Annotated in this window: 27 protein-coding genes; 15 read left to right on the forward strand and 12 right to left on the reverse strand. The window is 58.5% G+C overall.

Annotated elements, in window-relative coordinates; translation table 11 throughout:
• Positions 1–4: 4 nt before the first annotated feature.
• The gene (locus FHR98_RS06645; protein WP_183415870.1) at positions 5–1,603 is read right to left on the reverse strand and encodes a gamma-glutamyltransferase; all 1,599 of its coding nucleotides are present in this window, start codon (positions 1,601–1,603) and stop codon (positions 5–7) included.
• Between the two features lie 70 nt (positions 1,604–1,673).
• Here FHR98_RS06645 and FHR98_RS06650 point away from each other — a divergent pair, with 70 nt between their 5' ends.
• The 6 genes from FHR98_RS06650 to aat all read left to right on the forward strand — a co-directional run bounded on the left by FHR98_RS06650 (position 1,674) and on the right by aat (position 6,969).
• On the forward strand, positions 1,674–3,023 hold the full coding sequence (locus FHR98_RS06650) for a M48 family metalloprotease (protein WP_183415871.1): 1,350 nt from the start codon (positions 1,674–1,676) through the stop codon (positions 3,021–3,023).
• Positions 3,024–3,072: 49 nt separating this feature from the next.
• Positions 3,073–3,837 (forward strand): DsbA family protein, encoded by a 765-nt coding sequence (locus tag FHR98_RS06655; protein WP_183415872.1) that lies wholly within the window; start codon positions 3,073–3,075, stop codon positions 3,835–3,837.
• 117 nt (positions 3,838–3,954) lie between these two features.
• Positions 3,955–4,404, forward strand: a complete 450-nt coding sequence (gene aroQ, locus FHR98_RS06660) for a type II 3-dehydroquinate dehydratase (protein ID WP_183415873.1) — start codon at positions 3,955–3,957, stop codon at positions 4,402–4,404.
• Between the two features lie 17 nt (positions 4,405–4,421).
• Positions 4,422–4,859, forward strand: a complete 438-nt coding sequence (gene accB, locus FHR98_RS06665) for an acetyl-CoA carboxylase biotin carboxyl carrier protein (protein WP_183415874.1) — start codon at positions 4,422–4,424, stop codon at positions 4,857–4,859.
• Between the two features lie 18 nt (positions 4,860–4,877).
• Positions 4,878–6,230 (forward strand): acetyl-CoA carboxylase biotin carboxylase subunit, encoded by a 1,353-nt coding sequence (accC, locus tag FHR98_RS06670; protein ID WP_183415875.1) that lies wholly within the window; start codon positions 4,878–4,880, stop codon positions 6,228–6,230.
• Between the two features lie 73 nt (positions 6,231–6,303).
• Complete coding sequence (aat, locus tag FHR98_RS06675; protein WP_246377549.1) at positions 6,304–6,969, forward strand: leucyl/phenylalanyl-tRNA--protein transferase; 666 nt, start codon at positions 6,304–6,306, stop codon at positions 6,967–6,969.
• Here the strand turns inward: aat and FHR98_RS06680 are convergent.
• Genes FHR98_RS06680 through FHR98_RS06700 form a run of 5 tightly spaced genes read right to left on the reverse strand, consistent with a single transcriptional unit; the run spans position 6,900 to position 9,299 of the window.
• Positions 6,900–7,340: a DUF2155 domain-containing protein gene (locus FHR98_RS06680; RefSeq protein WP_183415876.1), complete on the reverse strand. Its 441-nt coding sequence runs from the start codon at positions 7,338–7,340 to the stop codon at positions 6,900–6,902. The two genes, aat and FHR98_RS06680, sit on opposite strands and share 70 nt — an antisense overlap.
• Before the next feature lie 10 nt (positions 7,341–7,350).
• Positions 7,351–7,587: a hypothetical protein gene (locus FHR98_RS06685; RefSeq protein ID WP_183415877.1), complete on the reverse strand. Its 237-nt coding sequence runs from the start codon at positions 7,585–7,587 to the stop codon at positions 7,351–7,353.
• 47 nt (positions 7,588–7,634) lie between these two features.
• Positions 7,635–8,399: a class I SAM-dependent methyltransferase gene (locus tag FHR98_RS06690; protein ID WP_183415878.1), complete on the reverse strand. Its 765-nt coding sequence runs from the start codon at positions 8,397–8,399 to the stop codon at positions 7,635–7,637.
• Entirely contained in the window at positions 8,399–8,863 is a 465-nt protein-coding gene (gene mlaD / locus FHR98_RS06695; protein ID WP_183415879.1) for an outer membrane lipid asymmetry maintenance protein MlaD, read from the reverse strand. The genes FHR98_RS06690 and mlaD overlap by 1 nt, the downstream gene beginning before the upstream one ends.
• Before the next feature lie 58 nt (positions 8,864–8,921).
• On the reverse strand, positions 8,922–9,299 hold the full coding sequence (locus tag FHR98_RS06700) for an NADH:ubiquinone oxidoreductase subunit NDUFA12 (protein ID WP_183415880.1): 378 nt from the start codon (positions 9,297–9,299) through the stop codon (positions 8,922–8,924).
• Between the two features lie 192 nt (positions 9,300–9,491).
• On the opposite strand from FHR98_RS06700, the gene FHR98_RS06705 reads away from it, so the two are divergent.
• Together FHR98_RS06705 and FHR98_RS06710 are read left to right on the forward strand one after the other, a co-directional pair.
• The gene (locus FHR98_RS06705; RefSeq protein ID WP_183415881.1) at positions 9,492–10,523 is read left to right on the forward strand and encodes a DUF6352 family protein; all 1,032 of its coding nucleotides are present in this window, start codon (positions 9,492–9,494) and stop codon (positions 10,521–10,523) included.
• Positions 10,520–11,446, forward strand: a complete 927-nt coding sequence (locus FHR98_RS06710) for a DMT family transporter (RefSeq protein WP_183415882.1) — start codon at positions 10,520–10,522, stop codon at positions 11,444–11,446. Before FHR98_RS06705 ends, FHR98_RS06710 begins: the two co-directional genes overlap by 4 nt.
• 16 nt (positions 11,447–11,462) lie before the next feature.
• On the opposite strand, the gene FHR98_RS06715 is transcribed toward FHR98_RS06710, so the two are convergent.
• A complete protein-coding gene (locus FHR98_RS06715; protein ID WP_183415883.1) occupies positions 11,463–12,668 on the reverse strand; it encodes a M24 family metallopeptidase in 1,206 nt (401 codons plus the stop codon).
• 123 nt (positions 12,669–12,791) lie between these two features.
• Here FHR98_RS06715 and FHR98_RS06720 point away from each other — a divergent pair, with 123 nt between their 5' ends.
• From FHR98_RS06720 to FHR98_RS06730, 3 genes are all read left to right on the forward strand, one after another.
• Positions 12,792–13,682: a LysR family transcriptional regulator gene (locus FHR98_RS06720; RefSeq protein ID WP_183415884.1), complete on the forward strand. Its 891-nt coding sequence runs from the start codon at positions 12,792–12,794 to the stop codon at positions 13,680–13,682.
• 282 nt (positions 13,683–13,964) lie between these two features.
• Positions 13,965–17,711 (forward strand): vitamin B12-dependent ribonucleotide reductase, encoded by a 3,747-nt coding sequence (locus tag FHR98_RS06725; RefSeq protein ID WP_183415885.1) that lies wholly within the window; start codon positions 13,965–13,967, stop codon positions 17,709–17,711.
• Between the two features lie 285 nt (positions 17,712–17,996).
• On the forward strand, positions 17,997–18,464 hold the full coding sequence (locus FHR98_RS06730; RefSeq protein WP_183415886.1) for a RidA family protein: 468 nt from the start codon (positions 17,997–17,999) through the stop codon (positions 18,462–18,464).
• Positions 18,465–18,480: 16 nt separating this feature from the next.
• Here FHR98_RS06730 and mltG read toward each other — a convergent pair whose 3' ends face one another.
• The 5 genes from mltG to fabD form a co-directional block, all read right to left on the reverse strand.
• Positions 18,481–19,464, reverse strand: coding sequence for an endolytic transglycosylase MltG (gene mltG / locus FHR98_RS06735; protein WP_183415887.1), 984 nt, complete (start codon positions 19,462–19,464; stop codon positions 18,481–18,483).
• A gap of 14 nt (positions 19,465–19,478) precedes the next feature.
• Positions 19,479–20,741, reverse strand: coding sequence for a beta-ketoacyl-ACP synthase II (fabF, locus tag FHR98_RS06740; protein ID WP_183415888.1), 1,263 nt, complete (start codon positions 20,739–20,741; stop codon positions 19,479–19,481).
• Between the two features lie 68 nt (positions 20,742–20,809).
• Positions 20,810–21,046, reverse strand: coding sequence for an acyl carrier protein (locus FHR98_RS06745; protein ID WP_183415889.1), 237 nt, complete (start codon positions 21,044–21,046; stop codon positions 20,810–20,812).
• A 173-nt stretch (positions 21,047–21,219) separates the two neighbouring features.
• Positions 21,220–21,957, reverse strand: a complete 738-nt coding sequence (gene fabG / locus FHR98_RS06750; RefSeq protein WP_183415890.1) for a 3-oxoacyl-[acyl-carrier-protein] reductase — start codon at positions 21,955–21,957, stop codon at positions 21,220–21,222.
• A 77-nt stretch (positions 21,958–22,034) separates the two neighbouring features.
• Positions 22,035–22,976, reverse strand: coding sequence for an ACP S-malonyltransferase (fabD, locus tag FHR98_RS06755; RefSeq protein WP_183415891.1), 942 nt, complete (start codon positions 22,974–22,976; stop codon positions 22,035–22,037).
• Positions 22,977–23,322: 346 nt separating this feature from the next.
• Between fabD and rpsF the strand changes: the two genes are divergently transcribed.
• The 4 genes from rpsF to FHR98_RS06775 all read left to right on the forward strand — a co-directional run bounded on the left by rpsF (position 23,323) and on the right by FHR98_RS06775 (position 25,310).
• Positions 23,323–23,748 carry a 30S ribosomal protein S6 gene (rpsF, locus tag FHR98_RS06760; protein ID WP_183415892.1) on the forward strand — a complete coding sequence of 142 codons (426 nt, stop codon included), beginning with the start codon at positions 23,323–23,325 and terminating at the stop codon, positions 23,746–23,748.
• Entirely contained in the window at positions 23,745–24,005 is a 261-nt protein-coding gene (rpsR, locus tag FHR98_RS06765; protein ID WP_183415893.1) for a 30S ribosomal protein S18, read from the forward strand. Before rpsF ends, rpsR begins: the two co-directional genes overlap by 4 nt.
• Positions 24,006–24,023: 18 nt before the next feature.
• Positions 24,024–24,638, forward strand: coding sequence for a 50S ribosomal protein L9 (rplI, locus tag FHR98_RS06770; protein WP_183415894.1), 615 nt, complete (start codon positions 24,024–24,026; stop codon positions 24,636–24,638).
• A gap of 126 nt (positions 24,639–24,764) precedes the next feature.
• Complete coding sequence (locus FHR98_RS06775) at positions 24,765–25,310, forward strand: hypothetical protein (RefSeq protein ID WP_183415895.1); 546 nt, start codon at positions 24,765–24,767, stop codon at positions 25,308–25,310.
• The last annotated feature ends 5 nt before the right edge of the window (positions 25,311–25,315 follow it).

Consider the following 25,315-nt stretch of genomic DNA (forward strand, 5'->3'; position numbering starts at 1 on the left):
GGCGCTACTCTGCACGGATGGCCAACCCGAAGCCGCGTGGATCTGTCTCGACCGCACAGGATATGGGCTCTTCGTGGCTATCTGCACAGAAAAAGGCGTTTATCTGTCCAATTGTCGGAACCGTCTCGACCTTATGGCCACGCCGAACCAACGCGGAACGAGCCTTATCGTCGGCAATGCGCTCCGCCCAAACGGTATCGGGGCTGCCCACATGAGCAAAGCGCCCGGCGCTCATGAGGTCGCGCAGCGATTCATCCTCCTCAAGCGCTTCCAGCATGATCCGCACCAGATTGGCCATAGCACCGTCGCCACCAGAAGCGCCACCGCCAAAGTAGATGGTTCCGATATTCTGGTTAGCGACAATCAGGGGAGACAAAGCTTTGCCGTTTGGCGATGGCGGCGCACCAAGCACCAGACCTGTTCCCGGCGCGATGCGGCCCGAACCGAAGACCTCGCCCAAAGAGAAGTTGCACGCCACGGCCTGCCCTAGAGTATCCATCACAACGAGGCTGGAGCCCCCGACCGAACCGGGAGTCGCCGTTTCACCGACAACCGCCGGATCAAACGCGGGCGGTTGGTGCCGGTCGTCGCTATAGCCTCGCATCAAACCCTCTGCATAGTCTTCGGAAAGAACCTGATCCAAGGGTAGGCGGCTGGTGCCGTTGGGGTTGCGCCACTGGGATTGTCCCGCGATCACACGCGCCGAGGCTTCGGCGAAAAGGTGCGCGCGCTCGGACGTGCCGGACCCATCATAGTTCTCGACTTCGTCCAGAATGGTCCAGAGTTGCGCACCGGTTACACCACCATCGATCGGCGGCGGTGCGAAGAATGCTGTCTGATCGCCCACCGGTACGGCCACGGGCGCTAGAAAGGCGACTCGGTAACCGCGCATCTCGGCCGCGTCGATGGGTTGACCCGCCTGCCTCATCGCCAGAGCGAGGGACTCCGTGAAGGGTGAGTTGTAAAGCGCCGCCAATCCGGAACTCCTAACACCTGCCAGGACAGCCGCCAGGGCGGGTTGTTCGATCAGTTCCCCCTCCTTATGCGGAGAACCATCGGGTCGGAAGTACATCCGGGCGGCGTCCGGGTCGCCCTTGATCCGATTGCCGTGCAGTGCCAAATCGCGCGCGAACGCGCGGCTGGCTTTACTGCCGAACCGGGCGGCCGATTCCGCTGGCGCCAACAATTGCTCCCAGCGCTGGGTTCCGTATCGGGCATGGAGTGCCGCCATGCCGCGAACCATGCCTGGCACCATGCCACCCTCGGCGCTTTGGATAGCAGGAAATACAACGCTATCGCCATTGACCGACTGGCTTTCAAAAATCAAGCAGGAGCCACCTGACATGATTCCCGCCCGTGACGGCAATGTCGAAGCCATCATGAAAGACATCGCCACGGCGGCATCTGCCGCCCGACCGCCGCGCAACAGCACTTCCTGCCCAAGAATACTGGCTTGGGGACTGTCCGATACGGCAAGGCCGGTTAACTGATATTCGACGTTCAAGACGCCTTCGGGCCTGCCTTGGCAGGCTGAGATCAGCAACAGGGTGGTAAAAAGTGGTGCAACGCGCGCCTTGAAAGTCACATTAAAGATGCTTGCCATAAGTTGATCCAATTCTTCCCCCACCCTACCTTTGCAAAAGAACATCAAGGATGCAGATGTGCGTACCCGAATGAAACACATGATTGTAGCAGCAATGATTCTATTCTTCGCTGCGCCCCTTCCCCTCGCTGCCCAGCAGCGCGGAGCCTCTTTTATCAGAGATGCGGAGATTGAAGATACCATTCGTGTCATCTCCACGCCTTTGTTTCAACAGGCTGGGTTATCGCCAGCCGCGATTGATGTGTACCTAATCAACGACGACTCACTCAACGCCTTCGTCGCCGGTGGGCTGAATATGTTTCTCCATACCGGCTTTTTGGTAAGCACGACGGACATTGGTGAAGTTATGGGGGTCATCGCCCACGAAACCGGGCACATCGAAGGAGGGCACCTTGCAGCGCGCAAAGCGGAAATAGAAGACCTCAAGGATCAACTGCTGGCGACCTATGTCTTGGGATTGGGCGCAGCGATCCTGAGCGGCAATCCGGGCGTTGGGACCGCCGCAACCCTGGCCACTCAGGACGCCATGCTACGCGGTCTGCTGCGCTACAACCGCGGACAGGAAGCTTCCGCCGATCAAGCCGCCGTCCGCCTGTTGCAGGGTGCCGGCTACTCACCCAGCGGGCTGCTGGACTTCATGAAGGTGCTCCATGGTCAGGAGGCCTTGCTTTCCAGCAGTCAGGATCCCTATCTGCGAAGCCACCCCTTGACCCAAGACCGCATGACCTACCTGGCGGAGTCGGTTCAAGAATCGCCCTATCGTTCCAAGCCCTTCCCGCCCGACCTTGTCGAACGCTACCAGCGCATGAAAGCCAAACTTGTGGGTTTCCTGAAGCCCATGCATATCGTGGAAAGCCAGTACCCACAAAGCGACGCGAGCATAGCGGCTCGCTATGCCCGAGCAATTGCTCAGTACCGCAACGGCAGTATCGATATTGCGTTGGAGCAAATCGAAGCGCTAATCCAGTCCGAGCCCGGGAACCCTTACTTCTGGGAACTGAAGGGTCAGGTGCTCTATGAAAACGGGCGCATCAATGAATCGATACCGCCCTATGAGGAAGCAACCCGTCTGGCGCCGGATTCCGCTTTGCTCAGGATCGGCCTGGCCGCCGCTTTGTTGCAACTGCCGGGAAACGACCTTGTTCCGAGTGCACGTGACCACCTCTACGAAGCTTTGAAGCAGGAGGACGACAATCCGACGGTCTGGCGGTATCTTGCCATTGCCGAGGGTCGGCTCGGGAACACCGGCTTGGCGGCTCTTTCCTTGGCAGAAGCCGCCTGGGCGCGCGGCAATGCCAAGGAAACACGCGATCAGGCCGAACGGGCACAAAAACTGCTGGATAACGGTACCAGGGGCAAACTGCGCGCCGAAGATTTGCAAAGATTTGCCGAGAATGAATTGAAGAAGAAAAAGAACTAGGATATTCCCCCGGGACGGGGAACAACGGCGACCGATAAGGATTAGAAACATGAAAACGGGAATGTCGTGGCTCTACGCGTTGCTTGTTGCAGGGATCATCGCAAGCGTGCCGCTCTCCAGCCGGGCACAGGAACAAAGCTCGCCTTTCGACGCCGTTCAGAAGGAAGCGCTTGAGAAGATCATTCGCGACTATCTGATGGAGAATCCGCGAATCATCATCGAAGCGGTGCAAGGACTGGAACAGCAGCAACGAGCAGCGGAAGCCGAACGGGCCCGTATTGCCTTGACCGAGAATCGTGAGGCTCTGGAAGCAGACGCGGCCGATCCGGTCATGGGCAACCCAATGGGTGATGTCACCGTGGTCGAGTTCTTCGACTATCGATGTCCTTATTGTCGACGCATGATTCCTGCAATGGAAGAATTGCTGGAAAGCGATCCGGGCGTGCGTTGGGTCTTCAAGGAATTTCCGATCCTGGGGCCGGATTCGCTCTATGCCGCCCGCGCTGCTCTGGCTGTCGAGAAGCAAGGCGCCTACGAAGCCTTTCATCTGGCTTTGATGGCCGATGGATTTGACGTAACGAAGGAGAACGTAGATCGGGTCGTAGAGAGCCTGTCTCTGAATAAGGCACAGTTTGAAGCCGACCTCGTTTCTGCTGAGATCGAAGGAATGTTGGCAAAGAATCATGCGCTGGCCGGGCAACTGGGAATCAACGGCACGCCGGCTTTCGTCGTTGGCAATACGCTCCTGCCCGGCGCCGTCAGTCTTGCGCAGCTTCGTCAGGCAATCCAACTGGCGCGCGACACCAAAAGCTGACTCGCGACGAGGCCATTTGTTGCCGAGTCAAGGCGTTGCTGCCGATTGCGCGGCTCGTACGCCCTGTGCTAACCAAGCAAGTTAAGATTTGTACATCAGGGATGAATCGGGGGAAACTTGACCCAGTCACGAAGCGTGCTGCTCCTCAATGGGCCGAACCTCAATTTGCTGGGGACCCGCCAACCTGAGGTTTACGGCAGCACGACGCTTGCTGAGATAGAGGCGCGTTGCATCGAGCAGGCCAAGGGTCTTGGCCTGACCCTGGAAGCACGGCAATCGAATCACGAAGGCGAGTTGGTTGATTGGATTCAAGCGGCCCGTCAGCAATTCGCTGCCATCATCATTAATCCTGGAGCGTTCACACACACATCGGTAGCGCTCCTGGACGCACTTCAGGCTTTCGAGGGGCTGGTGATAGAAGTTCACCTGTCCAATATTCATCGCCGGGAGAGCTTTCGCCACCACTCCTATGTATCGCTCGCGGCCACCGGCGCCATCGTCGGCCTGGGTGCGCAAGGGTATGACCTGGCGCTGCAGGCGATCGCCGCGCGCCTGACTGAAGTTTAATTTAAGAGAGACCGTAAATGGCAGAATTCGACCTCAACGATGACTTGATCCGCCGTCTGGCTGGGCTCCTGGAGGAGACTGGCCTAACGGAGTTGGAATACGAGGCCGATGGGCGGCGCATCCGTGTCAGTCGCGGCTCGTCGGTATCTCAGGTATCCGTCGCACCCGCCGCGGCGGCACCCTCTGTTGCGCCAGCGCCCTCGGCCGGCGATGCCATCCCGGCTGGTGCGATCACCGCACCCATGGTGGGCACTGTCTATACGGCGCCCTCGCCCGGCACTCCGGATTTCGTATCCGTCGGCGACAAGGTTCGCGAAGGTCAGACGGTACTCATCATTGAGGCCATGAAGGTGATGAACCAGATTGCGGCGCCGCGCGGCGGCACCGTCACCCAGATCCTGATCGACGACGGCCAGCCGGTGGAGTTCGGCGAGCCGCTCATCGTGATCGAGTAGCGCGGGGTTGCTTCAGCTTTGACCGCAGTTTTTGAAAAGGTCCTGATCGCCAATCGCGGCGAGATCGCGCTCCGCATCCATCGCGCCTGTCGCGAGATGGGGATCCATACCGTAGCCGTCCATTCAACTGCCGACGCAAACGCCATGCATGTCCGTTTGGCCGACGAAAGCGTTTGCATTGGGCCGCCTGCTGGACGCGACAGCTACCTAAACGTTCCCGCATTGATAACGGCGGCGACCATCACGGGCGCCGATGCCATTCACCCCGGCGTAGGCTTCCTTTCGGAAAACTCGGACTTTGCCGCCATGGTTGAAGATCATGGCATGACCTTCATTGGCCCGTCGCCTGAGCATATTGCACTGATGGGCGACAAGATCGCCGCAAAGGATGCCGCCGAGCGCTTTGGCATCCCAATCGTTCCCGGTTCATCCGGCGCCATCACATCGCCCGACCAAGCCCTGAAGGTCGCCGAGGAGATCGGGTATCCGGTGCTGGTAAAGGCCAAGGCAGGCGGCGGTGGCCGCGGCATGAAGGTGGCACGCGATCCCGAAGGCCTGGTCGAGGGCCTGGTCATGGCCAAGAACGAAGCACAGGCTGCATTCGGCAACGACGACGTCTACCTGGAGAAGTACCTCGACAACCCACGCCACATCGAAGTGCAGATTTTGGCGGATGGGCAGGGCGGCGCAGTGCACCTGGGTGAGCGGGACTGCTCATTGCAGAGACGCCACCAGAAGGTGCTGGAAGAGGCGCCCTCGCCGGCATTGAACCAGACCGAACGCGAGCGCATCGGCGATATCGCCATCAAGGCGGTACGGGAAATGGGGTATCGCAGCGCCGGGACATTCGAGTTTCTCTACCAGGACGGTGAATTCTACTTCATCGAAATGAACACACGGCTCCAGGTCGAGCACCCGATTTCGGAGATGATCACCGGCATCGACCTAGTGCGCGAGCAGATACGCGTGGCTGCCGGTATTCCACTGGAGATTTCCCAGGAGGATATCCGGTTCCAGGGCCATGCTATCGAATGTCGCATCAATGCCGAGAACCCCGAGACCTTCGTGCCGTCACCGGGCCGCCTCAGCGATTACCACGCGCCCGGCGGCTTGGGTGTGCGGGTCGACTCCGGCCTCTATTCCGGCTATTCGATCCCGCCCTACTATGACAGCCTTATCGCCAAACTTGTCGTGCACGGTCAAACCCGGAATGAATGCCTGATGCGGTTGCGCCGGGCACTGGAGGAATTCGTCATCGACGGCATTCAGACAACCATTCCGCTGCACCAACGTTTGATTGGCGAGGGTGATTTCATAAACGGTGACTACAATATTCATTGGCTTGAGAAACTGCTAAGCGGCAAACTCTAAAACAGCCTTTGCCACAACAGTCTGCTATTATTGTTTGGTAGAGTTGGTTGACCCGCGAGGAGTGCACGGCTGATTGAGTGATCGCAAGCCGATTCCCCTCACCCCGGAGCTTCTTCTCCGGGCCTATGCCATCGGTATCTTCCCGATGGCCGAGAGCCGTTTTGCCACGGACCTTCATTGGGTCGAGCCTACGCGTCGCGGCATATTGCCTTTGGACAGCTTTCATATCCCACACAAACTGAAAAAACTGGTTCGCAAGGATCATTTCGAAGTGACCTGCGACCTGAGCTTCGTCGACGTGATCGACGGTTGCGCCGAAGGCAGCGACGATCGGCGCGATACCTGGATCAATGAAACCATCCGCGCGCTCTACATCGAGCTTCACGCCATGGGCCACGCCCACTCTATCGAATGCTGGCACGAAGGTTGTTTGGCTGGCGGTTTGTATGGCGTGGCGTTAGGTGGCGCATTCTTCGGCGAGAGCATGTTCAGTCGGGAAAGCGGGGCCAGTAAGGTTGCGCTGGTGCATCTCGTCGCGCGGCTGCGTCTGGGCGGCTACAAGCTGTTGGATACGCAGTTCGTGACATCCCATCTTCGCCAATTCGGGGCCAAGGAGATCTCGCGGGAAGCTTATCGCAGCCAGTTGTCAAAGGTTGTTGGACTGCCGGTTCAGTTCCCGGTGGAACTGCCTTCAACGGCACTGGAGGATTTCTTGCAATCCAGCAACCAGACGTCATAGACCGGGTGCTCCAACGCATTGAGCGCCGGTGAAGAGGCAAACATCCATCCGGTAAATATGCGTTCGCCGGCAGCGTCGGCCCGATCATCGTCGATTTCCAGAAAGGCTGTGCTTTCGGGGGTTTCCGTGGGCGGCGTCTTGCGACAGGTCCTGACGACAACCTTGAGGCTGCCAAAAGTGACTTCCTCGCCCAACGCCACTTCCATGGTCGATATACGGGCCGTCACTTTGTCCAGGCCTTGCAGAACCGCGTAATTGCCGGTGATCGTAAAGTCTTTGGCCGTAAGGGCCAGAGCCGGACTGTACGGCGCGGCGGCGGCCACCAAGCCTGCAAGCGATAGCAAAGCTGTTGTTGTGCGGCCAAGGCGCATGAAGCGGCTCCTACTCACTTTTGTAAGGATTCTGCAGGGACTGCACCAAACGCAGCAGAACGTCTCTGACCTGTTGCTCGTCGCAGCCCATCAGAATTGCATCTTCCAGCGCGTCCTGCGCCATCTCACTGATTTCGGTGAGGTTTTCGTTCAAGACCTTGATCTTTTCGCGGCAAGACAAGGGTTGGCCGTCCGGCTGCAGCCACACCGGGATCGAAAAGCTATCCTGTTGCTTATCACCACTCATGACGCATCACTTATGCTGGGGCCCCTTGGGTCGCAAGCAATAATCGCTTACCTCAACTCCGCTTTGAAACGCAGTCGGACATAATCGGCGGTCCAGTTCCCGTCCGCATCGCAAAGTTGCGGCCGCAAGGCTTCGACCACCTCGGCGATGTATGCTGGCTGCTCCGCATCCGGCAGCAATCGAATAAAGTTCTCGCCGAAGGTTTCCAACCAAGCGCTCAGATCGCCTGGGAGCGGTGTGGGCCGTGGGATCAGCTCGATATAGCTAACCTTGAACCCATGACTCTGCAGCTTGTCCAAATACTCCTGTGGTTGCGGAAAGTACCAGGGAATGGCTGATTCCCCATCAAAGTTGCGCCGATCAAGTGCCGCCACCAGCGCATCTTTGATGGTCTTGACGTTATCACCGCCGCCCATTTCTCCAACAAATCGCCCGCCGGGCTTCAGAGCGCGAGCGACCCCATCAAGAACTGCATCAGGATCAAGCATCCAGTGAAGGGCTGCGTTCGTGAAGACCGCATCGAACTCGGACTGAAAGGCAAGCTCCTGGCCGTTCACAACCCGTGCGTCCAACCCCCTGGCCTTTGCCGCGGCGATTTGGTCCGCACTGGCATCGACAGCCACAACATCCAAGCCGCATTCAACCAGTTTCTCCGTCAGCGCTCCGTCGCCACAGCCCAGGTCTAGAACGCGTTCCCCGGCCTTGGGTACCAACAGTTCGATCAACGGCTCGCCGAGTTTGGCGACAAAGCCGGCATTCCGGATGTAGCGTGCGGGATCCCAGTGTTGCGTCTGCCCATTCTTAGCCGGCATTACTGGGCACCTTCGGCCGCCGCGTCGCTGAGGCTAAAAATAAAGCGCCCTAACATATCGACCACGTTGACGGAGCCTTGCGTGAACTGAATACGCTCACCGGGTTTGAGAGTTTCCTCGGCGCCACCCGGCTCGATCTCGATATAGATGTTCCCCAACAAGCCATCGGGTACGATCCGCGCCGAGCTGTCCTGGGGCAAATTGATCCCCGGGATAATCGACAGGTCGACACGCGCCATGAAGGTCTCGGTATCAACGCGTTGTCCTGTGACGCTTCCTACCTTCAATCCCGCAACCCGTACATCCGTACCGACGCTTACCCCCGAGGCGTTGTCGAAAGTTGCCCAAAGGGACGATCCCCCTGTCGTAGTGACCTGGGTCGCGTTGAAGGCAAAAATGAGAAACCCGCCGGCAACCAACAGAACCAGGCCGCCGATAATAGTTTCCAGTACGCTCCGGCTCATGCGCTCACTTCCTCATTCTTGGCGTTCGTTCCTGCAATCATCTTCACGGTCGAGGCCCTTACTCCGGTTTCCAGGCCTCATAATCGCCGCCGGTCGCGGCCCGTTGACCGCCTTTAAGCGTATGTCCTGGCGGGCGATAGGCTAAATCTGTTCCCGTTAGATTCGGCAAATGCTCTTTCTCCCATGGCTTGCGAGACGGGGCGGTATGCGTGGGCGCCTGATCGATTGTGTGATGAAGCCATGCATGCCAGTCGGGCGGTACTTTGCTCGCTTCGGCCTTGCCGTTGTAGATCACCCAGCGGCGCTCCCGGCGCAAAGAACCGACGTCCAGTTTCTTCGCACCGCGCTCGCGGTAATAGATATTGCCAAATTCGTCACGGCCAACCTCTTCACCCTTGCGGCGCGTGAAAAACCAGGTGCCAAAGTCAAAGAACATGGAGCTCGTCTCTTTTCCTGCCTCGGATCAAAGCATATGCGCGGGCGGACTATTGCACCTGATCGTCGCTCCGTCCAGCCCGACCGACCGTTTGGTGCGCCTGCGGCATTGCAATCGCTGGACAGCACCACAGACCAACCCCTATAGCTTTGTCGTTGAACAGCTATTTGGCAAGCCGGGGTTGAGAAGCATATGACGGATTTCTGGCGGGATTGCGGCTTTGTACTGCTTGAACGGGAAGAAAACGGATTCTTGCGTGTAACGGATGACTTCCTGCGCGCTTATTTCAAGCGTCCGGAGATCCGCCCGGTCGAAGAGTCCTGCGCCGCCGAACGGAAGCTGCACGACGCATTGCTGCGCAACCCACGCCAAGCTGTATCCGACAAGCAGCTGACGGACCTGGCCGACCCGGACGCGCGGGAGAATTACCAGATTGTCCTGGCCTTCCGCGACCGGCTGGTTGCGGCAGGCACCGTCGAGGGTTGCTATCTAAATCTTTTCCGCGACGCCAGCGGGTCGGCTGAGGGAATCCCTGTTCCGCCACTCTTTGTTGATCAAATGACCCATGTGATCCTACGCAACATCCTAGACGGCGTCGCAGATCCCCTCCGGGCACGCGCCGGCGAGTTCTTTTTCCGCCCCCAGAAAGTCACCATCAACGACGGACACATCATGGCCGCCGACGAGGAGATCGTCGAAATGTACGCCAGCAGCGGCGGATTTGGGTCACTTGGGCAGTTGCTGGTTGAAGCCCAAACCCCTTTGCGGACCATTGACCTAGATGTTCTGACGGTCGAGAACGCCGAGATGTACTGGCTGCGCGATCAGAAGTACGACACCGTGCTCAACCTGAACTTTTCAGGCGATGGCCTAGATGCCCTTTGCCGGGTCCTGGAATCTTGGGTGCAACATTTCCTTGATGTTGCCGTTTCCATCCAACCTGTTCAGCAAATTACGGACGAACGCTGGGTCTGGCATATTGGTTTGGAGCAAGAAGGCACGCGATTGCTCAATGATCTCTACCAAGGCGTGGACGTTGGCGAAGCCCGCTTGGCCCGCTTGCTGTCCCTGTTTCGGTTGGACTTCGCCGACCCTCAGGAGATGCGGCCCGATATCGCCGGGCGTCCGGTCTACCTTGCCTTGTCCACTAACGAACAGGGCATTGTCCGTTTGAAGCCGCAAAATCTGCTAGTCAATCTCCCCCTTGCCGCCAAGGCGTCATGACGACAACCAATCCCGACTCGGGACACCCGCCAAATCTGGCGAACCGGCTGGATGGCAGAGTCTGGGCCTTAATCGCTGCTTCCTCGTTGGGCCTGAACACCACTTTGGCGAGTCTTGCCTATGGACTGGGCGCAACGCCGCTGTTGATCGCAGCGGTCCGCGCGCTGGTCGCGGCCTGTATCCTGGGCTTCTGGCTACGTTCGCGGGGAATGCTCGCCTTTCACCCTAGGGACTGGAAGGCTTTGTTTGTCGCAACATTGGCTACGACCGGCGTTTCACTCGGCTACCTGGGTTCGGTTTTCTTCATACCGGTTTCTCTAGCAGCGATCATTTTTTACACCTTCCCGCTCGTGGTGGCAGGCGCAAATGCGCTCATCGAACGGCGTATGCCGACAGCAGGCGAGAGTGGTCTTTTCTTGCTGGCTTTCGCGGGTTTGGTCCTGGCGATCGGTCCCTCGTTCCAGTCCCTGGATTGGCGCGGCATAGCTCTGGCTGGCCTTGCCAGCACCTCCTCAGCCACGCTCTTCATTGTCGCGGCGCGCAGATTGGGACACCTCAACGATCTGGCCGTGTCGTTTCAGATCAACCTTTTCGGGGGCGGCGTAGTCGCGCTTGGCGCTTTGGCCTTGTTCCCAAGCATGCTGGTCCTGCCCGGCAACGTCGCCGGTGTCGCTTTGATCGGCGCGATTTGCCTTGCCTATCTTGTGGGCGTCACAACACTCTTTACCGCCGTTAAGCAAGCCGGCCCCGCCAAAACAGCTCTTTTTTTCAACATCGAACCGCTGGTCTCCATCGCGTTGGCGTTCCTGTTACTGGGCGAGCGTTTTTCCGGTCCGCAGCTGCTTGGAGGTGCTTGCGTCATCACGGCTTTAATGCTGGGCAGCTTGCAACGGGCCCATCGGCCCTTGCCGCCCACAGCCTGACGCCCACAGCAGGCATCTATGCCTTGATGATGTTGTGTTCAGGACCGTAGGGAAATCCGGTAATGTTTTCGGCGCCGTCGTGGCCCAGCACCAATATGTCGTGCTCCCGATATCCGCCGGCGCCGGGTTGTCCTTCCGGAATCATGATCATCGGTTCCATGGAAACCACCATCCCCGGTTCCAAGATCGTTTCCACATCCTCGCGTAGTTCCAGACCGGCTTCCCGTCCGTAATAATGCGATAGGACACCGAAGGAGTGGCCGTAACCAAAGGTTCGGTTCGCAAGCAAGCCGTAACGCGCATAGATTTCGTTGAGCTCGGCCGCGATATCGCAGCAACGCGCGCCGGGTTTGATGAGTGTCAAGCCGCGCTCGTGCACCTCAACATTGATGGCCCAGGTTCTTAGATGCGCATCGCTTGCGTGCTCCAGGAACAAAGTGCGTTCCAACGCGGTATAGTAGCCCGCGATCATAGGGAAGCAGTTGAGCGACAGAATTTCCCCCTTCTGTACCTGGCGACTCGTCACTGGATTGTGGGCGCCATCGGTATTGATGCCGGATTGGAACCAGGTCCAGGTATCCATAAGCTCGGCGTCGGGATAGGTTTCGGCGATCGCCCGCACCATGGTTTGGGTCGAATGCAGGGCAATCTCGTATTCCGGCACGCCTTCCGACAGAGCCTCCACGCACGCCGCGCCGCCCAGGTCGGCGATCCGTGCGCCGTTACGTATTACCGTGATTTCCTCGGGCGACTTGATCATCCGCTGCCGCATGACGGCCGACGATAGGTCTTTTATCGGCGAGCTTGGAAAGGCTTCCTGCAATCTGCCATAGGTTTCTAGACTGAGGTGGTCGAATTCGACACCAATTCTCGCGTCGGCGGGAACGAGCCTCTGGAGCGCTTTGAAGTAGTTGTCGCGATCCCAATCGGTATAGACGACGTTCTCGCCTACCGTTCGGCGCCCGGGCTGTCCGCCGTCAATGTTCGCCGAAACGCTCGTAATCTGCTCCTGGGTCACAACCAATGCGTAGCGCCGCCCGAAGCTGCAATAGAGGAAATCGCTGTAATAATCGATGCAGTGGATCGATGTGAGTACCGCAGCGTCAACCCCAAGGTCAGCCATGATCAGGCGCAACCCCTTCACGCGCCGTTTCATTTCCTTGGAAGAAAAGGTCGGCGTCACTCTCCGACCATTCTTTATCTGCTTCATGGATTCGAGCATTGCGGCATTTCCCTTAACTGAAACGAATGTGGACCGTTCCTGTGATGAGGGTGTGTAGAGCATTTCGTAAATCAAATAAATTTTGTTATACTTTCCATTCTATAAATTTTATTAATGTAAAGCATGTTACTACCGCTTGATCTCCTACACAGCTTTCTGACGGTCATAACAGTTGGCTCTATGAGCCGGGCCTGTCGATCGCTGGGACGAACACAGGCCGCTGTATCCTTGCAGATACAACGCCTTGAGGACTTGTCGGGCGGAAAACTGATAGAGCGTCGGACACGTCCTTTGCAGACCACGCCCCGCGGTGAACTGGTCTTGCAGCATGCGCGCGACATGCTGGAAATGAACGCTGCTTTTGTGGCCCGTCTTAAGGATGACGAGGTGTCCGGTAGTTTGCGGGTCGGAATTCCCAACGACTTCGCCACACGTTTCCTGCCTCGCGTTCTGGCGGCCTTTGTCAGATCGCATCCGGGAATCTCTCTCGAGGTCGAGTCGGACATCAGCGATCGCTTGAGCGCGCGCTTCTCGGACGGCGAACTCGACCTTGTTCTAGCAATCCGCGGCCAGCACGGTTGGGACAGGCCATCCCGCGTATGGCACGACCCGCTAGTTTGGATCGGCCAAAGGGCGGCGATAGCGAAAAAGGCAAGGAGTCACCGACCGCAGTCCCCCCTCTCCCTTGTTACCTATCCTGAAGGCTGCGGCTATCGCCGGCGCATGCTGACGGCCCTGGAGCGAAATGAAATCGCACATCGAATCGCTTATACCAGTCTTGATCTTAGCGGCCTGTCGGTTGCAGTCGAAAATGGCTTAGGCATCACGGCCCTCGCGCAGCATACCCTACCGACACCCCTGAAATCCCTGATCCTGACTGACTCACTTTTACCGCCGCTCGAGCAGGTGGAAATTGGGCTTCTCTGCAAAGAGGAAAGCCTTTCACCGCGCGCGCTCAACACGCTACGAGACAGTTTTATCGAAGCCCTGGATTCACGCCTTTTCCAGACATAGTGCCACCCGCCTCGACTGCCGATGACCTCTCGTTTTTACCGCTAATCACCAATAAACAGGGGTGTCAATCAGCCCTGTGAGGTTGAGCAATTTTTCCGAATAACTTAGTGACACCAACTGTATATTGTGGTTTCATTTAGTTTCGACACTAGGGAATGTGATTAAACTCTTCTCGTTTCCTAGCAAGGCGACTGGGGGGCGCCGTCCTGGCCTCATTTTCATGTCGGTGCCGCCCTCCTGTTGCGCAGGGCAAAAACACGTAAAACCAAAGGAGCGTCAGGTATGCGTATCGCGCGTCGATTCACCGAAGCGGGCAAGGACGTTTACGAGGATATCGAGTTCCGCTCGACGACCAGCGAGATACGCAATCCCGATGGGTCCGTCGTCTTCGTACAGAATGATTTAGAGGTGCCGGCAAGCTGGAGTCAGGTCGCAGCCGACATCCTGGCACAGAAGTATTTTCGCAAGCGTGGTATTCCGGCGAAATTGCGGCGCATCGAGGAGAACGATGTCCCCATCTGGCTGTGGCGCTCGGTTCCGGATGACAAGGCGCTTAAGGCGCTGCCTGAGGACCAAGCCAGCATTGGCGAGACCTCTGCGCGCCAGGTATTCGATCGCCTCGCCGGCACCTGGACCTACTGGGGTTGGAAGGGCGGTTACTTCGATCAGGAAGAGGACGCCCAGACCTATTTCGATGAAATGCGATACATGCTGGCGACGCAAATGGCGGCGCCGAACAGCCCGCAATGGTTCAACACGGGTCTCCATTGGGCCTATGGCATTGATGGCCCAGGTCAGGGGCATTTCTACGTTGATTACCAAAGCGGCAAACTGGTGCGCTCTCAGTCCGCGTACGAACACCCGCAACCGCACGCCTGCTTCATTCAGTCCGTTGACGACAGTCTGGTCAATGAGAACGGCATCATGGACCTGTGGGTACGGGAAGCACGGCTCTTCAAATACGGATCGGGCACGGGCACGAACTTTTCGCGCATCCGCGCCGATGGAGAGAGCCTGTCGGGTGGTGGCCGTTCCTCCGGCTTGATGTCCTTCCTCAAGATTGGCGACCGGGCCGCCGGCGCCATCAAATCCGGGGGAACCACGCGCCGTGCCGCGAAGATGGTGACTGTCGATCTCGATCACCCAGACATCGAAGCCTACGTTAATTGGAAGGTAATCGAAGAGCAGAAAGTCGCGGCTCTGGTAGCCGGCTCGAAGCTTTGCGACAAGCACCTGAATGCCATCATTCAGGCCTGCCATCAGAGCAAGGACGCCCTGGGGGACAAGGCTTTTGAGCCGATGAAGAATCCAGCGCTCAAAGCCGCTATCAAAGCCGCACGCGCGGTAATGATTTCCGAGAACTACATCGGTCGCGTCATCCAGTTCGCCCGCCAGGGTTACACCGCTATCGATTTCAGGACCTACGATACCGACTGGGACAGCGAAGCCTATCTGACGGTATCCGGCCAGAACTCAAACAATTCGGTACGCGTGCCGAACGCATTTTTGGAATGCGTCAGGGAAGATGGTGAATGGGAGCTCACCTCCCGCACCGACGGCAGTGTCGTCAAGACGGTAAAAGCAAGGGAACTTTGGGATCAGATCGCGGGGGCCGCCTGGGCCTGCGCCGATCCCGGCGTGCAGTTTGATACCACCATCAACGAGTGGCATACCTGCCCGGCCGGTGGACGTATCAACGCTTCCAACCCTTGCTCTGAGTATATGTTCCTCGACGATACGGCCTGCAATCTGGCCTCGATGAATCTGATGACCTTCCGGCGCGCGGACGGGTCCTTCGACATCGGCTCCTATGAGCATGCCACACGGCTTTGGACCATCGCGCTCGAAATTTCCGTGTTGATGGCACAGTTTCCATCCAGCGAGATAGCCCAGCGCTCCTACGATTACAGGACCCTTGGCCTGGGCTACGCGAATCTCGGCGGACTTTTGATGGCCATGGGCCTGTCCTACGACAGCGACGAGGGCCGGGCAGTCTGCGCGACCCTGACGGCGATCATGACCGGAACCAGCTATGCCACCTCCGCAGAAATGGCTGGTGAACTGGGAACCTTCCCGCGCTTCGAGGAAAACCGAGATGCCATGCTGCGGGTCATCCGCAACCATCGCAACGCGGCCTACGGGAAAGCCGATGGTTATGAAGACTTGTCGGTGCCGCCCGTGCCGATTCGCGCCGTGGACTGCCCCGACCCGCGCATGATTGAAGCAGCCGAGGCGGCTTGGGATCTGGCGCTGGAATTGGGCGAGCGCTACGGCTATCGAAATGCGCAAACAACGGTGATCGCACCGACCGGAACCATCGGGCTAGTCATGGATTGCGACACGACTGGGATCGAACCGGACTTCGCGCTGGTTAAGTTCAAGAAGTTGGCCGGCGGCGGTTACTTCAAGATCATCAACCGCACCGTTCCGCAGGCGCTGCGCACGCTCGGTTACGATGAGGATCAGATTGAAAGCATGATCCGCTACGCGGTCGGTTTCGGAACGCTCGACGGCGCTCCCGGAATTGACCACAAAGCCCTGAAAGAAAAGGGCTTCTCCCAAGCCGCTGTGGAAGCGGTGGAGGACGCTCTCGCGAGCGCCTTCGATATCAAGTTCACCTTCAACAAATGGACCCTGGGGGCCGATTTTTGCACCAAAGAACTGGGCTTCACGGAAGCACAGCTAAACGATCCCACGTTCGATATGTTGCAAGAACTCGGATTCACGCGGAAGGAAATCGACGCCGCGAACCTGCATGTCTGTGGCGCAATGACCCTGGAAGGCGCGCCGCATCTGAAGGACGAGCATCTGACCGTGTTCGATTGTGCCAACCCCTGCGGGCGAATCGGCAAGCGCTCCTTGTCGGTCGAAAGCCACATTCGCATGATGGCGGCCGCTCAACCTTTCATTTCCGGCGCAATTTCCAAGACCATCAACATGCCCAACAGCGCGACGGTCGAGGATTGCCGAGAGGCCTACGAGCTTTCCTGGAAACTGGCGATCAAAGCGAACGCCCTCTACCGGGATGGCTCAAAACTTAGTCAGCCGCTGGCGGCGAGCCTCTTGAGCGACGAGGAAGAGGACAACAGCGATGAGGTCGTTGAAAAGCTGATTGCCGCTTCCCGCACGGAACAAACCGAAGTGATCGCGGAACGCATCATAGAGCGCATCGTTCATAGGTCTGCCGAACGCCGGCGTTTGCCGCAACGACGCAAGGGTTATACCCAAAAAGCGATCGTCGGCGGTCACAAGGTTTATCTGCGAACTGGTGAGTACGAGGATGGACAGGCCGGCGAAATCTTCATCGACATGCACAAGGAAGGCGCCGCTTTCCGCAGTTTGATGAACAATTTTGCAATCGCGATTTCCATAGGACTTCAGTACGGCGTACCGCTCGAGGAGTTCGTGGAAGCCTATACGTTCACACGCTTCGAACCATCGGGCATGGTGGAGGGGAACGACGCCATCAAGATGGCCAGTTCGGTACTCGACTACATTTTCAGGGAGCTGGCGATTTCTTACCTGGGCCGCAAGGATTTGGCTCACGTGGAACCCGCCGATATCACACCCGATTCGATCGGGACAGGTGAAGGTCAGGCATCGCTTCCCGCCGTTGAGCAGGAAGCCTTGACGGAAACCATGCGTCGCGTCGCCTCGACTGGCTACGTGCGCAACAATCTCGTCGTCTTTTCGGGAGGCGGTGGCAACGCGAATGGGTCCGGAGGCGGTCAGACAACGACCGCGTCGGGGACGGTTGCCAGCGCTAGCCCGACTGTGACGCCGAAAGCCTCTGCAAGCGCCGCAGGCGCTCTGCAGGGCCTCAGCGGTGGTAATGGCTCCGCCAACCACGCCATCGCCGTTGAGGACACCGTGGTCGAGAGTGTCGACCTCCATCTCGAACGTGTGCGCGAGGCGCGCATGAAGGGATACGAGGGTGACGCTTGCGGTGACTGCGGTAACTTTACGCTGGTACGCAACGGGACCTGCATGAAGTGCGTGACCTGTGGCTCCACCAGCGGCTGCTCGTGACGGGGGATACCCCTTCTTAGGAGCCACTCGCCTTTGACGGCGGTTGCCCAGACCGCCACCGGCTCCGTCCCTCGACCCTGAGTTCTCCCTGTGACTGGGGGGCGGCATACGGCGGAGTCCGCCCCTCTCTTTTCCAAGGAGGGGGACCGGCACTGCAAGGCCTGGGACCTTGCCGCTCGGCATGGCTGACTTGTCGCGAGAGGGCTAGTCTGACGGCAAGCCAAGCGCTAAGGTCCGGCCTTTAGACATCAAAGAGCACACCGCCGATAAGGGAGAACCACCATCATGGCCGGGAAGATCGAAGCACGCCTCAAGGAACTTGGACTGGAACTGCCCAAAGCAGCCGCCCCTGCTGCCAACTACGTGCCATACGTGGTCAGTGGCAATCTGGTTTTCATTGCCGGGCAAATTACCCTGTGGAATGGCGAACTGAAGTTCCTCGGTAAGGTCGGTCAGGATTTCACTGTCGATGAAGGCAAGGAAGCCGCAAAGCTCTGCGCCCTTAACATCATCGCTCAGCTCCGCGAAGCCGCGGGCGGCGATCTGGACCGCGTAAAGCGCATTGTGCGCCTTGGCGCTTTCGTCAACTCGACACCCGACTTCACCCAACAGCCGGAAGTTATCAATGGCGCGTCCGATCTGATCGTCGCTGTGTTCGGCGAATCAGGCAAGCACGCCCGCGCGGCCGTTTCTGCCGGCGCTTTGCCGCGCAACGTAGCCGTCGAGATTGAAGCGGTCGCCGAGTTGAGCTAAGGCCAGAACCGGCCGATCAGTTTGACTGTTGCTGTCGGAGCCGCCGCAATTTCTGGACATTGCGGTTGTGCTCCGCCAGCGTCTTCGTGAAGGCATGGCCGCCTTGGCCGTCCGCAACGAAATAGAGATACCCACTTTCAGCGGGCCTCAAGACGGCTTCCAACGACGCGCGTCCCGGATTTGCAATCGGACCCGGTGGCAATCCGGTATTTTGGTATGTGTTGTAGGGGTCATCGACCTTCCAATCCTGGCGGGTCAACGCACGCCCCAGCGGCGCTTTGCCTTTGGTCAGCGCAAAAATGACCGTAGGGTCCGATTGCAGCGGCATACCCTTGGCTAAGCGATTATAAAAAACCGAAGCAACCAGCGGACGCTCACCGCCGACGCCGGTTTCCTTCTCCACGATCGATGCCAGAATTACGGCTTCCTCAGGGTTTTTGAGCGGCAAGCCCTCGGCACGTTGAGGCCAAAGTTCCGCCAACGCCGCTTGCAAACTCTCCTGCATGCGGCCAACCAGTTCGCCCCGGGAATCACCCCGCTGGTAATGATAGGTTTCCGGTAGCAGGCTTCCTTCGGGAAGCGCCTCCGGCGCGTTTCCGGTCAAGGCATCGGCAGCAGCAACAAGGTCCATGATCTCCCGTGACGTCAATCCCTCCGGCACGGTTAAACGACGCACCAGGGTTCGCCCCGAAGAAAGAATTTCCATGATCTGACGCGCTGATGCGCTGGCCGGGATCAGGAACTCGCCGGCTTGCAGGGACCGCGCCTGGTTTTCCAGGCGGACGCCTAGGCGAAAAATGATCGGATCCTTGAGCAGCCCGGCGTCCTTGAGGCGGGCGGCTATCGCGGAAACACCACTGCCGGGATCCACGACGAGGATTTGTTCCTGGTCAAGCGGCCCCGGCGCATCAAACTGTATTTCCAGCCATTTGTAGCCGATACCCAGGCCCAAGATCGCCAGAACCGCCAGGGTTACGACGGTTCGGATCAGCCAACCCATGGCGGTCCTTCCGTTCAGTCGACCTTGGATAAGACGAGCGATGCGTTCGTGCCGCCAAATCCAAAGGAATTTGAAAGGGCATAGCGCACTTTCCGTTCCTTAGCCTTGTGCGCCACGAGATCGATATCGCAGCCGTCGCTCGGATCGTCGAGATTAAGCGTCGGCGGCACGATGCCCTCATTGATCGCCAAAATGGAGAAGATCGCTTCCACGGCACCCGCCGCTCCCAGCAGATGCCCGATGGCGGACTTCGTCGAGGACATGGAAAGTTTATAGGCGTGATCCCCGAACAGCCGCTTGACCGCGCCCAGCTCGATTTCGTCGCCCAATGGCGTGGAGGTGCCATGCGCGTTGATGTAGTCAATGTCGCTCGCGTTGATCCCCGCACGTTTCAACGCCGCTTGCATCGCGCGGAAACCGCCGCTCCCGTCTTCCGCCGGCGCGGTAATGTGATGAGCATCGCCCGACATTCCGTAACCAATCACTTCAGCATAGATGGTCGCGCCACGTTTCTTGGCGTGCTCCAGCTCTTCAAGCACCACAACGCCGGAGCCCTCGCCCATGACAAACCCATCGCGCTGCTTATCCCAGGGCCTTGATGCCCGTTCGGGGGTGTCGTTGAAATGGGACGACAACGCACGCGCCGCCGAGAACCCTGCATAACCAAGACGGCAAACAGCCGCCTCGGCGCCGCCAGCTACCATAACATCTGCATCATCCAGCATGATCATGCGCGACGCGTCGCCAATGGCGTGGGCACCCGTAGAACAGGCTGTCACCACTGCGTGGTTAGGCCCCTTGAAACCGTATCGAATGGAGACCTGACCAGACGCTAGATTGATCAGAGCCGCCGGGATGAAAAACGGGCTCACGCGACGCGGGCCTCTTTCAGCCAGCATGGTTGCCCCATTGGCAATCCACTCCAGGCCACCGATGCCCGATCCGATCAAGACGCCAGTGCGCTCCTGACCCTCATCGTCCGTCGGCTTCCAACCGGAATCCTCAACAGCTTGCTGAGCCGCGGCCATCGCATAGATGATGAACTGGTCGACCTTGCGCTGATCTTTGGGCTCCATGAAATCATCGGGATTGAATAGGCCGTCGGCCGTTTCACCCCGAGGAATCTGACCGCCGATGCGCGACGGCAGATCCGAAACATCAAAACCCTCGATCGCGTTGATGCCGGATTTACCAGCGATCAACCGCTCCCATACGGCCCGGGTCCCCACGCCAAGCGGCGTGACGAGACCCAGCCCTGTGATGACGACACGTCTCATGTCTGTCAGATGCTCTGCCTGATCGCCTCTATCGGCGGCGACCTCCAGAAGCCCTTGCGGGCTTCAGGTCAGGCGTTTTCCTTGATGAAGTCGATCGCGTCCTTGACGGTCACGATCTTCTCGGCGGCATCATCGGGAATCTCACAACCGAACTCTTCCTCAAACGCCATGACGAGTTCGACGGTATCGAGGCTGTCGGCGCCCAGATCGTCGATGAAGCTGGCATTCTCGGTCACCTTCTCTTCTTCCGCACCCAGGTGCTCGATAACGATCTTTTTGACGCGATCGGCGATATCATTGCTCATAAGCTTATCCATCCTCGTTGAAAGACACGTAATTCTGTACGTTCCTTGGGCTCCGGTACGGTGGCCCCTTACTCATCAAAGACCCCGAAGCATCGATTGCGCTGGCCTCTTAACACAAGTGAAAATCATATTCTAGCGTTCCTGGGCGCGAATCGTGTTCGGAGTCTCGCTATTCAAATCATGGCCATTCCGCCGTTCACGTGCAACGTTTGGCCGGTAACATAGGCGGCTTCATCGCTTGCCAGGTACAATACAGCCGCTGCTATATCCTCAGAATCACCCAGGCGACCCATTGGAATCACCTGCAAAATGCGTTCTTTTTGCTGGTCGTTCAACACATCGGTCATCGCCGTAGTGATCATTCCCGGTGCGACGCAGTTCAGCGTGATACCACGGCTTGCAACTTCCTGAGCCAAGGATTTGGTCATGCCGATCATCCCTGCCTTGGATGCCGCGTAGTTCGCTTGGCCAGGATTACCAGTGACGCCGACCACCGACGTTATGCCGATAATCCGACCGCTGCGGCGGCGCATCATTCCTTTCAATGCCGCCCGGGTCAGACGAAAGGCCGCCGTTAGATTGACATCCAGTACGGTCTGCCAATCCTCGTCTTTCATCCGCATGGCCAGTCCGTCACGTGTCAGGCCGGCATTGTTGACCAGAATATCGAGCGGCCCTAAGGCTTCCTCGCAACGCCCAATCAGGCCTTCGGTGGCAGCCGGGTCGGAAAGATCGCAGGGAAGAACCGCGGCGCGATCGCCAAGCGTCGATTTCAACGCTTCAAGCGGCTCCACGCGTGTGCCGGTCAATGCCACGCTCGCACCCTGGGCATGCAATGCTTTGGCAATTGCGCCGCCAAGTCCGCCCGACGCGCCCGTCACCAGGGCCACCTTGCCGCTCAAATCGAACATATCCCGATCCTTTCAATGTCTTTTGCTAGCTACCCGGAGGTAATATCCCGGGTGCCCCGTTCAATTCGGAGCCTTCATCACAAGCTCTTGAGGAGCACGTCAATCTCGTCTGGCGTTCCGGCCGCATCGGCCTGTATCTCGCGGTCGATACGTTTGATCAAACCACTCAGGACCTTGCCGTTGCCCAATTCAACGCAACGCTCGATTTCCAATACCTTCATGGCCTCCACGCTCTCGCGCCAACGCACCATGCCCGTCACCTGCTCCACCAGCAAACGCCGGATGGTTTGCGGCTCGAACACCGGCGCTGCGGTGACGTTTGCAATCACTGGAAGGCTGGGCGGTTGAATTGCCACCGCCTCCAAAGCCTCGGCCATAGCTTCTGCCGCCGGTTCCATCAGGCGACAGTGAAACGGCGCGGATACCGGCAAGGCCAGAGCCCGCTTTGCCCCTCTTTCCTTGGCCAGAACAATGGCCCGCTCGACGGCTGCGGTATGCCCGGAAATAACGACCTGACCCGGCGCGTTATCGTTCGCGGCCTGACAGACCTCGCCTTCCGCAGCTTCCGCAGCCACCGCCACGACTTCCTCGAACGAAAGGCCGAGAATAGCGGCCATAGCGCCCTCACCAAGAGCGACGGCCTGCTGCATCGCCTGGCCACGTTTTTTAAGGAGCCGTGCCGTGTCCGCAAGAGTAAAGGCGCCCGCTGCCGCCAGCGCGGAATACTCGCCCAACGAATGTCCGGCTACGAACTGGGCGCGTTCCGACAACGCAAAATTGCCTTCGGATTCAAGAACACGGACGACCGCCAGACTACAGACCATGATCGCCGGTTGGGCATTCTCGGTTAGCGTCAGGTCATTTTCCGGGCCCTCGAACATCAACTTAGTGAGATTTTGGGATAGTGCGTCGTCGACTTCTTCAAACACCAAGCGAGCCGCCGGAAAAGTCTCGTACATCGCCTGACCCATGCCAATCGCTTGGGACCCCTGTCCCGGAAATACAAATGCCCGCGCCATGTTTCCTCCCTCAATTCGCAGCGTTATACCAGCCTATCAAGGCAAGCCGGTCACTGCTTTTTTGCAACGCCCCACGACAACCCGACTTCAACAGATTTCCCCGCGACAAGGCCGCTAGTGATAGCGTCGCCTAACAGGCTGTCAAGCAGGGCCACTCTCTGCAAGGCTTTTCCCTTGCAAGCACGCGGCTTTTCGCTATAGTCCGCGGCCTCGCAAGCTCCTCGCCGGGTCGTTGCGAACCTCGAACAACGGCTCTGCCGTCGACGAGGGAAAGATTCGGCTAGGGGCGGGTCAGCCACAAGGTTGGTGGCGCCGCTCCACAAAACAGCCATGGGGAGTAACATCGATGGCACTGTACGAATGCGTATTCATCGCGCGCCAGGATGTGTCGACCGGACAGGTCGATTCACTGGGCGATGAATTCACCAAAATTATCGAAGACAACGGCGGCAAGATTTCCAAGCGTGAGTACTGGGGTCTGCGCAGCCTGTCCTTCAAGATCAAAAAGAACCGCAAGGGCCACTATGTGCTCTTCAATCTCGACGCTCCTTCTGAAGCGGTGCTCGAGATGGAGCGCAACATGCGCCTGAACGAGGACGTCCTGCGTCACATGACCGTGCGCGTGGAAGAACTCGAAGAGGGCCCGTCGGCCATGATGCAGCAGAAGGATCGCCGGGATGATCGCCGGGGCGGCGGACGCCGTTTCGACCGTGACGACCGAGGCGGCCGTGACCGTGACGGCGACCAGCGCCGTGAAGGAGGCCAGGAATGAGCACCATCCGTGTTGTCAGCAGTGGCGGCGCCGTGCGTCGTCCGTTCTTCCGCCGCCGCAAGTCCTGTCCTTTCTCCGGCCCGAGCGCGCCGAAGATCGACTACAAGGACATCAAGCTGCTGGGTCGTTTCGTGTCCGAACGCGGCAAGATCGTTCCCAGCCGCATCACTGCGGTCTCCGCAAAGAAGCAGCGTGAACTGGCACGCGCGATCAAGCGCGCCCGGTTCCTTTCGCTTCTGCCCTACGTGACCAAGTAACGGAAGGGAGCAAGCATCATGGAAGTCATTCTGCTTGAGCGGATCGAGAAGTTGGGTCAGATGGGCGACGTCGTCGCCGTCAAGCCCGGCTTTGCCCGCAACTACCTGCTGCCACAGAACAAGGCCCTGCGCGCCAACAAGGCGAACTTGGCCTACTTCGAAACGCAGCGCGCCCAGCTTGAAGCCCAGAACCTCGAACGCAAGAAAGATGCGGACCAGGTTGCCGAAAAGCTCGAAGGTCTGTCGGTGGTGATTATTCGCCAAGCCGGCGACACCGGACAGCTTTACGGTTCGGTTTCAGCCCGCGACATCATGGAAGCCGTTACCGAAGCGGGCTTCACGATTGAGCGTCGCCATGTCGTGCTCGACAAGGCTATCAAGGTTCTTGGACTGCACCCGATCCGTATTCGGTTGCACCCGGAAGTGGTGGTCGAGATCACGGTCAATGTGGCCCGTTCCACCACCGAAGCCGAACAGCAGGTCGCTTCCGGCCAGATGGTGACGGCCCAGGCGCAGTTCGAAGCCGAGGAAGCCGCTATCGAGGAAGCCTTGGAACTGGCTGAAGAAGCCGATGCCGAGGAAGAAGCTGCCGAGGACGTTGGCAGTGACGAAGATGATGAGGCCAAGGCCTGATCTTTATCTTCCGGGCTAAGGAATTAAGGCGCTCCACATAGGCGGGGCGCCTTTTTCTTTGCCTGGACAGTCGGCAGGGGCAGCCCTATCTTTCAAGTTGGTAATCCTGATTGAAAGTGCCGTGCCATGTACCGCGACCATACCCTCATTCCATCGGAAGCGATCCGCCTGCTAGCCTTGGGTTTGCTTGCGGAAGCCCCTCTCCAGTATGCCGATCTGGCCCGGGAAGTACGGCACGTCACTGCACGTCTAGTGGGGCCGTCACTCGATCTGATCGGTGCGCCGCTGGAACTCTTGAAGGTTGAAGGTTTGGTGCAGACCCTAGAGGGCCAAGGCACTGCGGATAATCCCCAGTTCAAGATCACCGATAGCGGGCGGCAGGAAATTGAGCGCCTGTTGGGTGCTGGCGTTCGTGCTGCTTCCTCGGACATCAACAAGCTGATCCTGGCGATCAAACTGCGTTTCATGCATCTGCTGCCAAGGGCGGCACAAGCCCTGCAGGCGGACATGCTGGTCGAGGTTGCGGAGAAGGAGTTGACGAGATTGCGCGACCTCTTGCAAAGCGGTAGCGGCGCACACAGCAGGCTACCGGCCTGGTTGACACTGGAAATCGCACAGGCCGAGGCGCGATTGGCTTGGTTCCGCGACCTACACGACGAACTGCAAGATTGACGGCC

Origin of the sequence: Limibacillus halophilus, assembly GCF_014191775.1 — a bacterium.
Lineage (GTDB): Bacteria > Pseudomonadota > Alphaproteobacteria > Kiloniellales > CECT-8803 > Limibacillus > Limibacillus halophilus.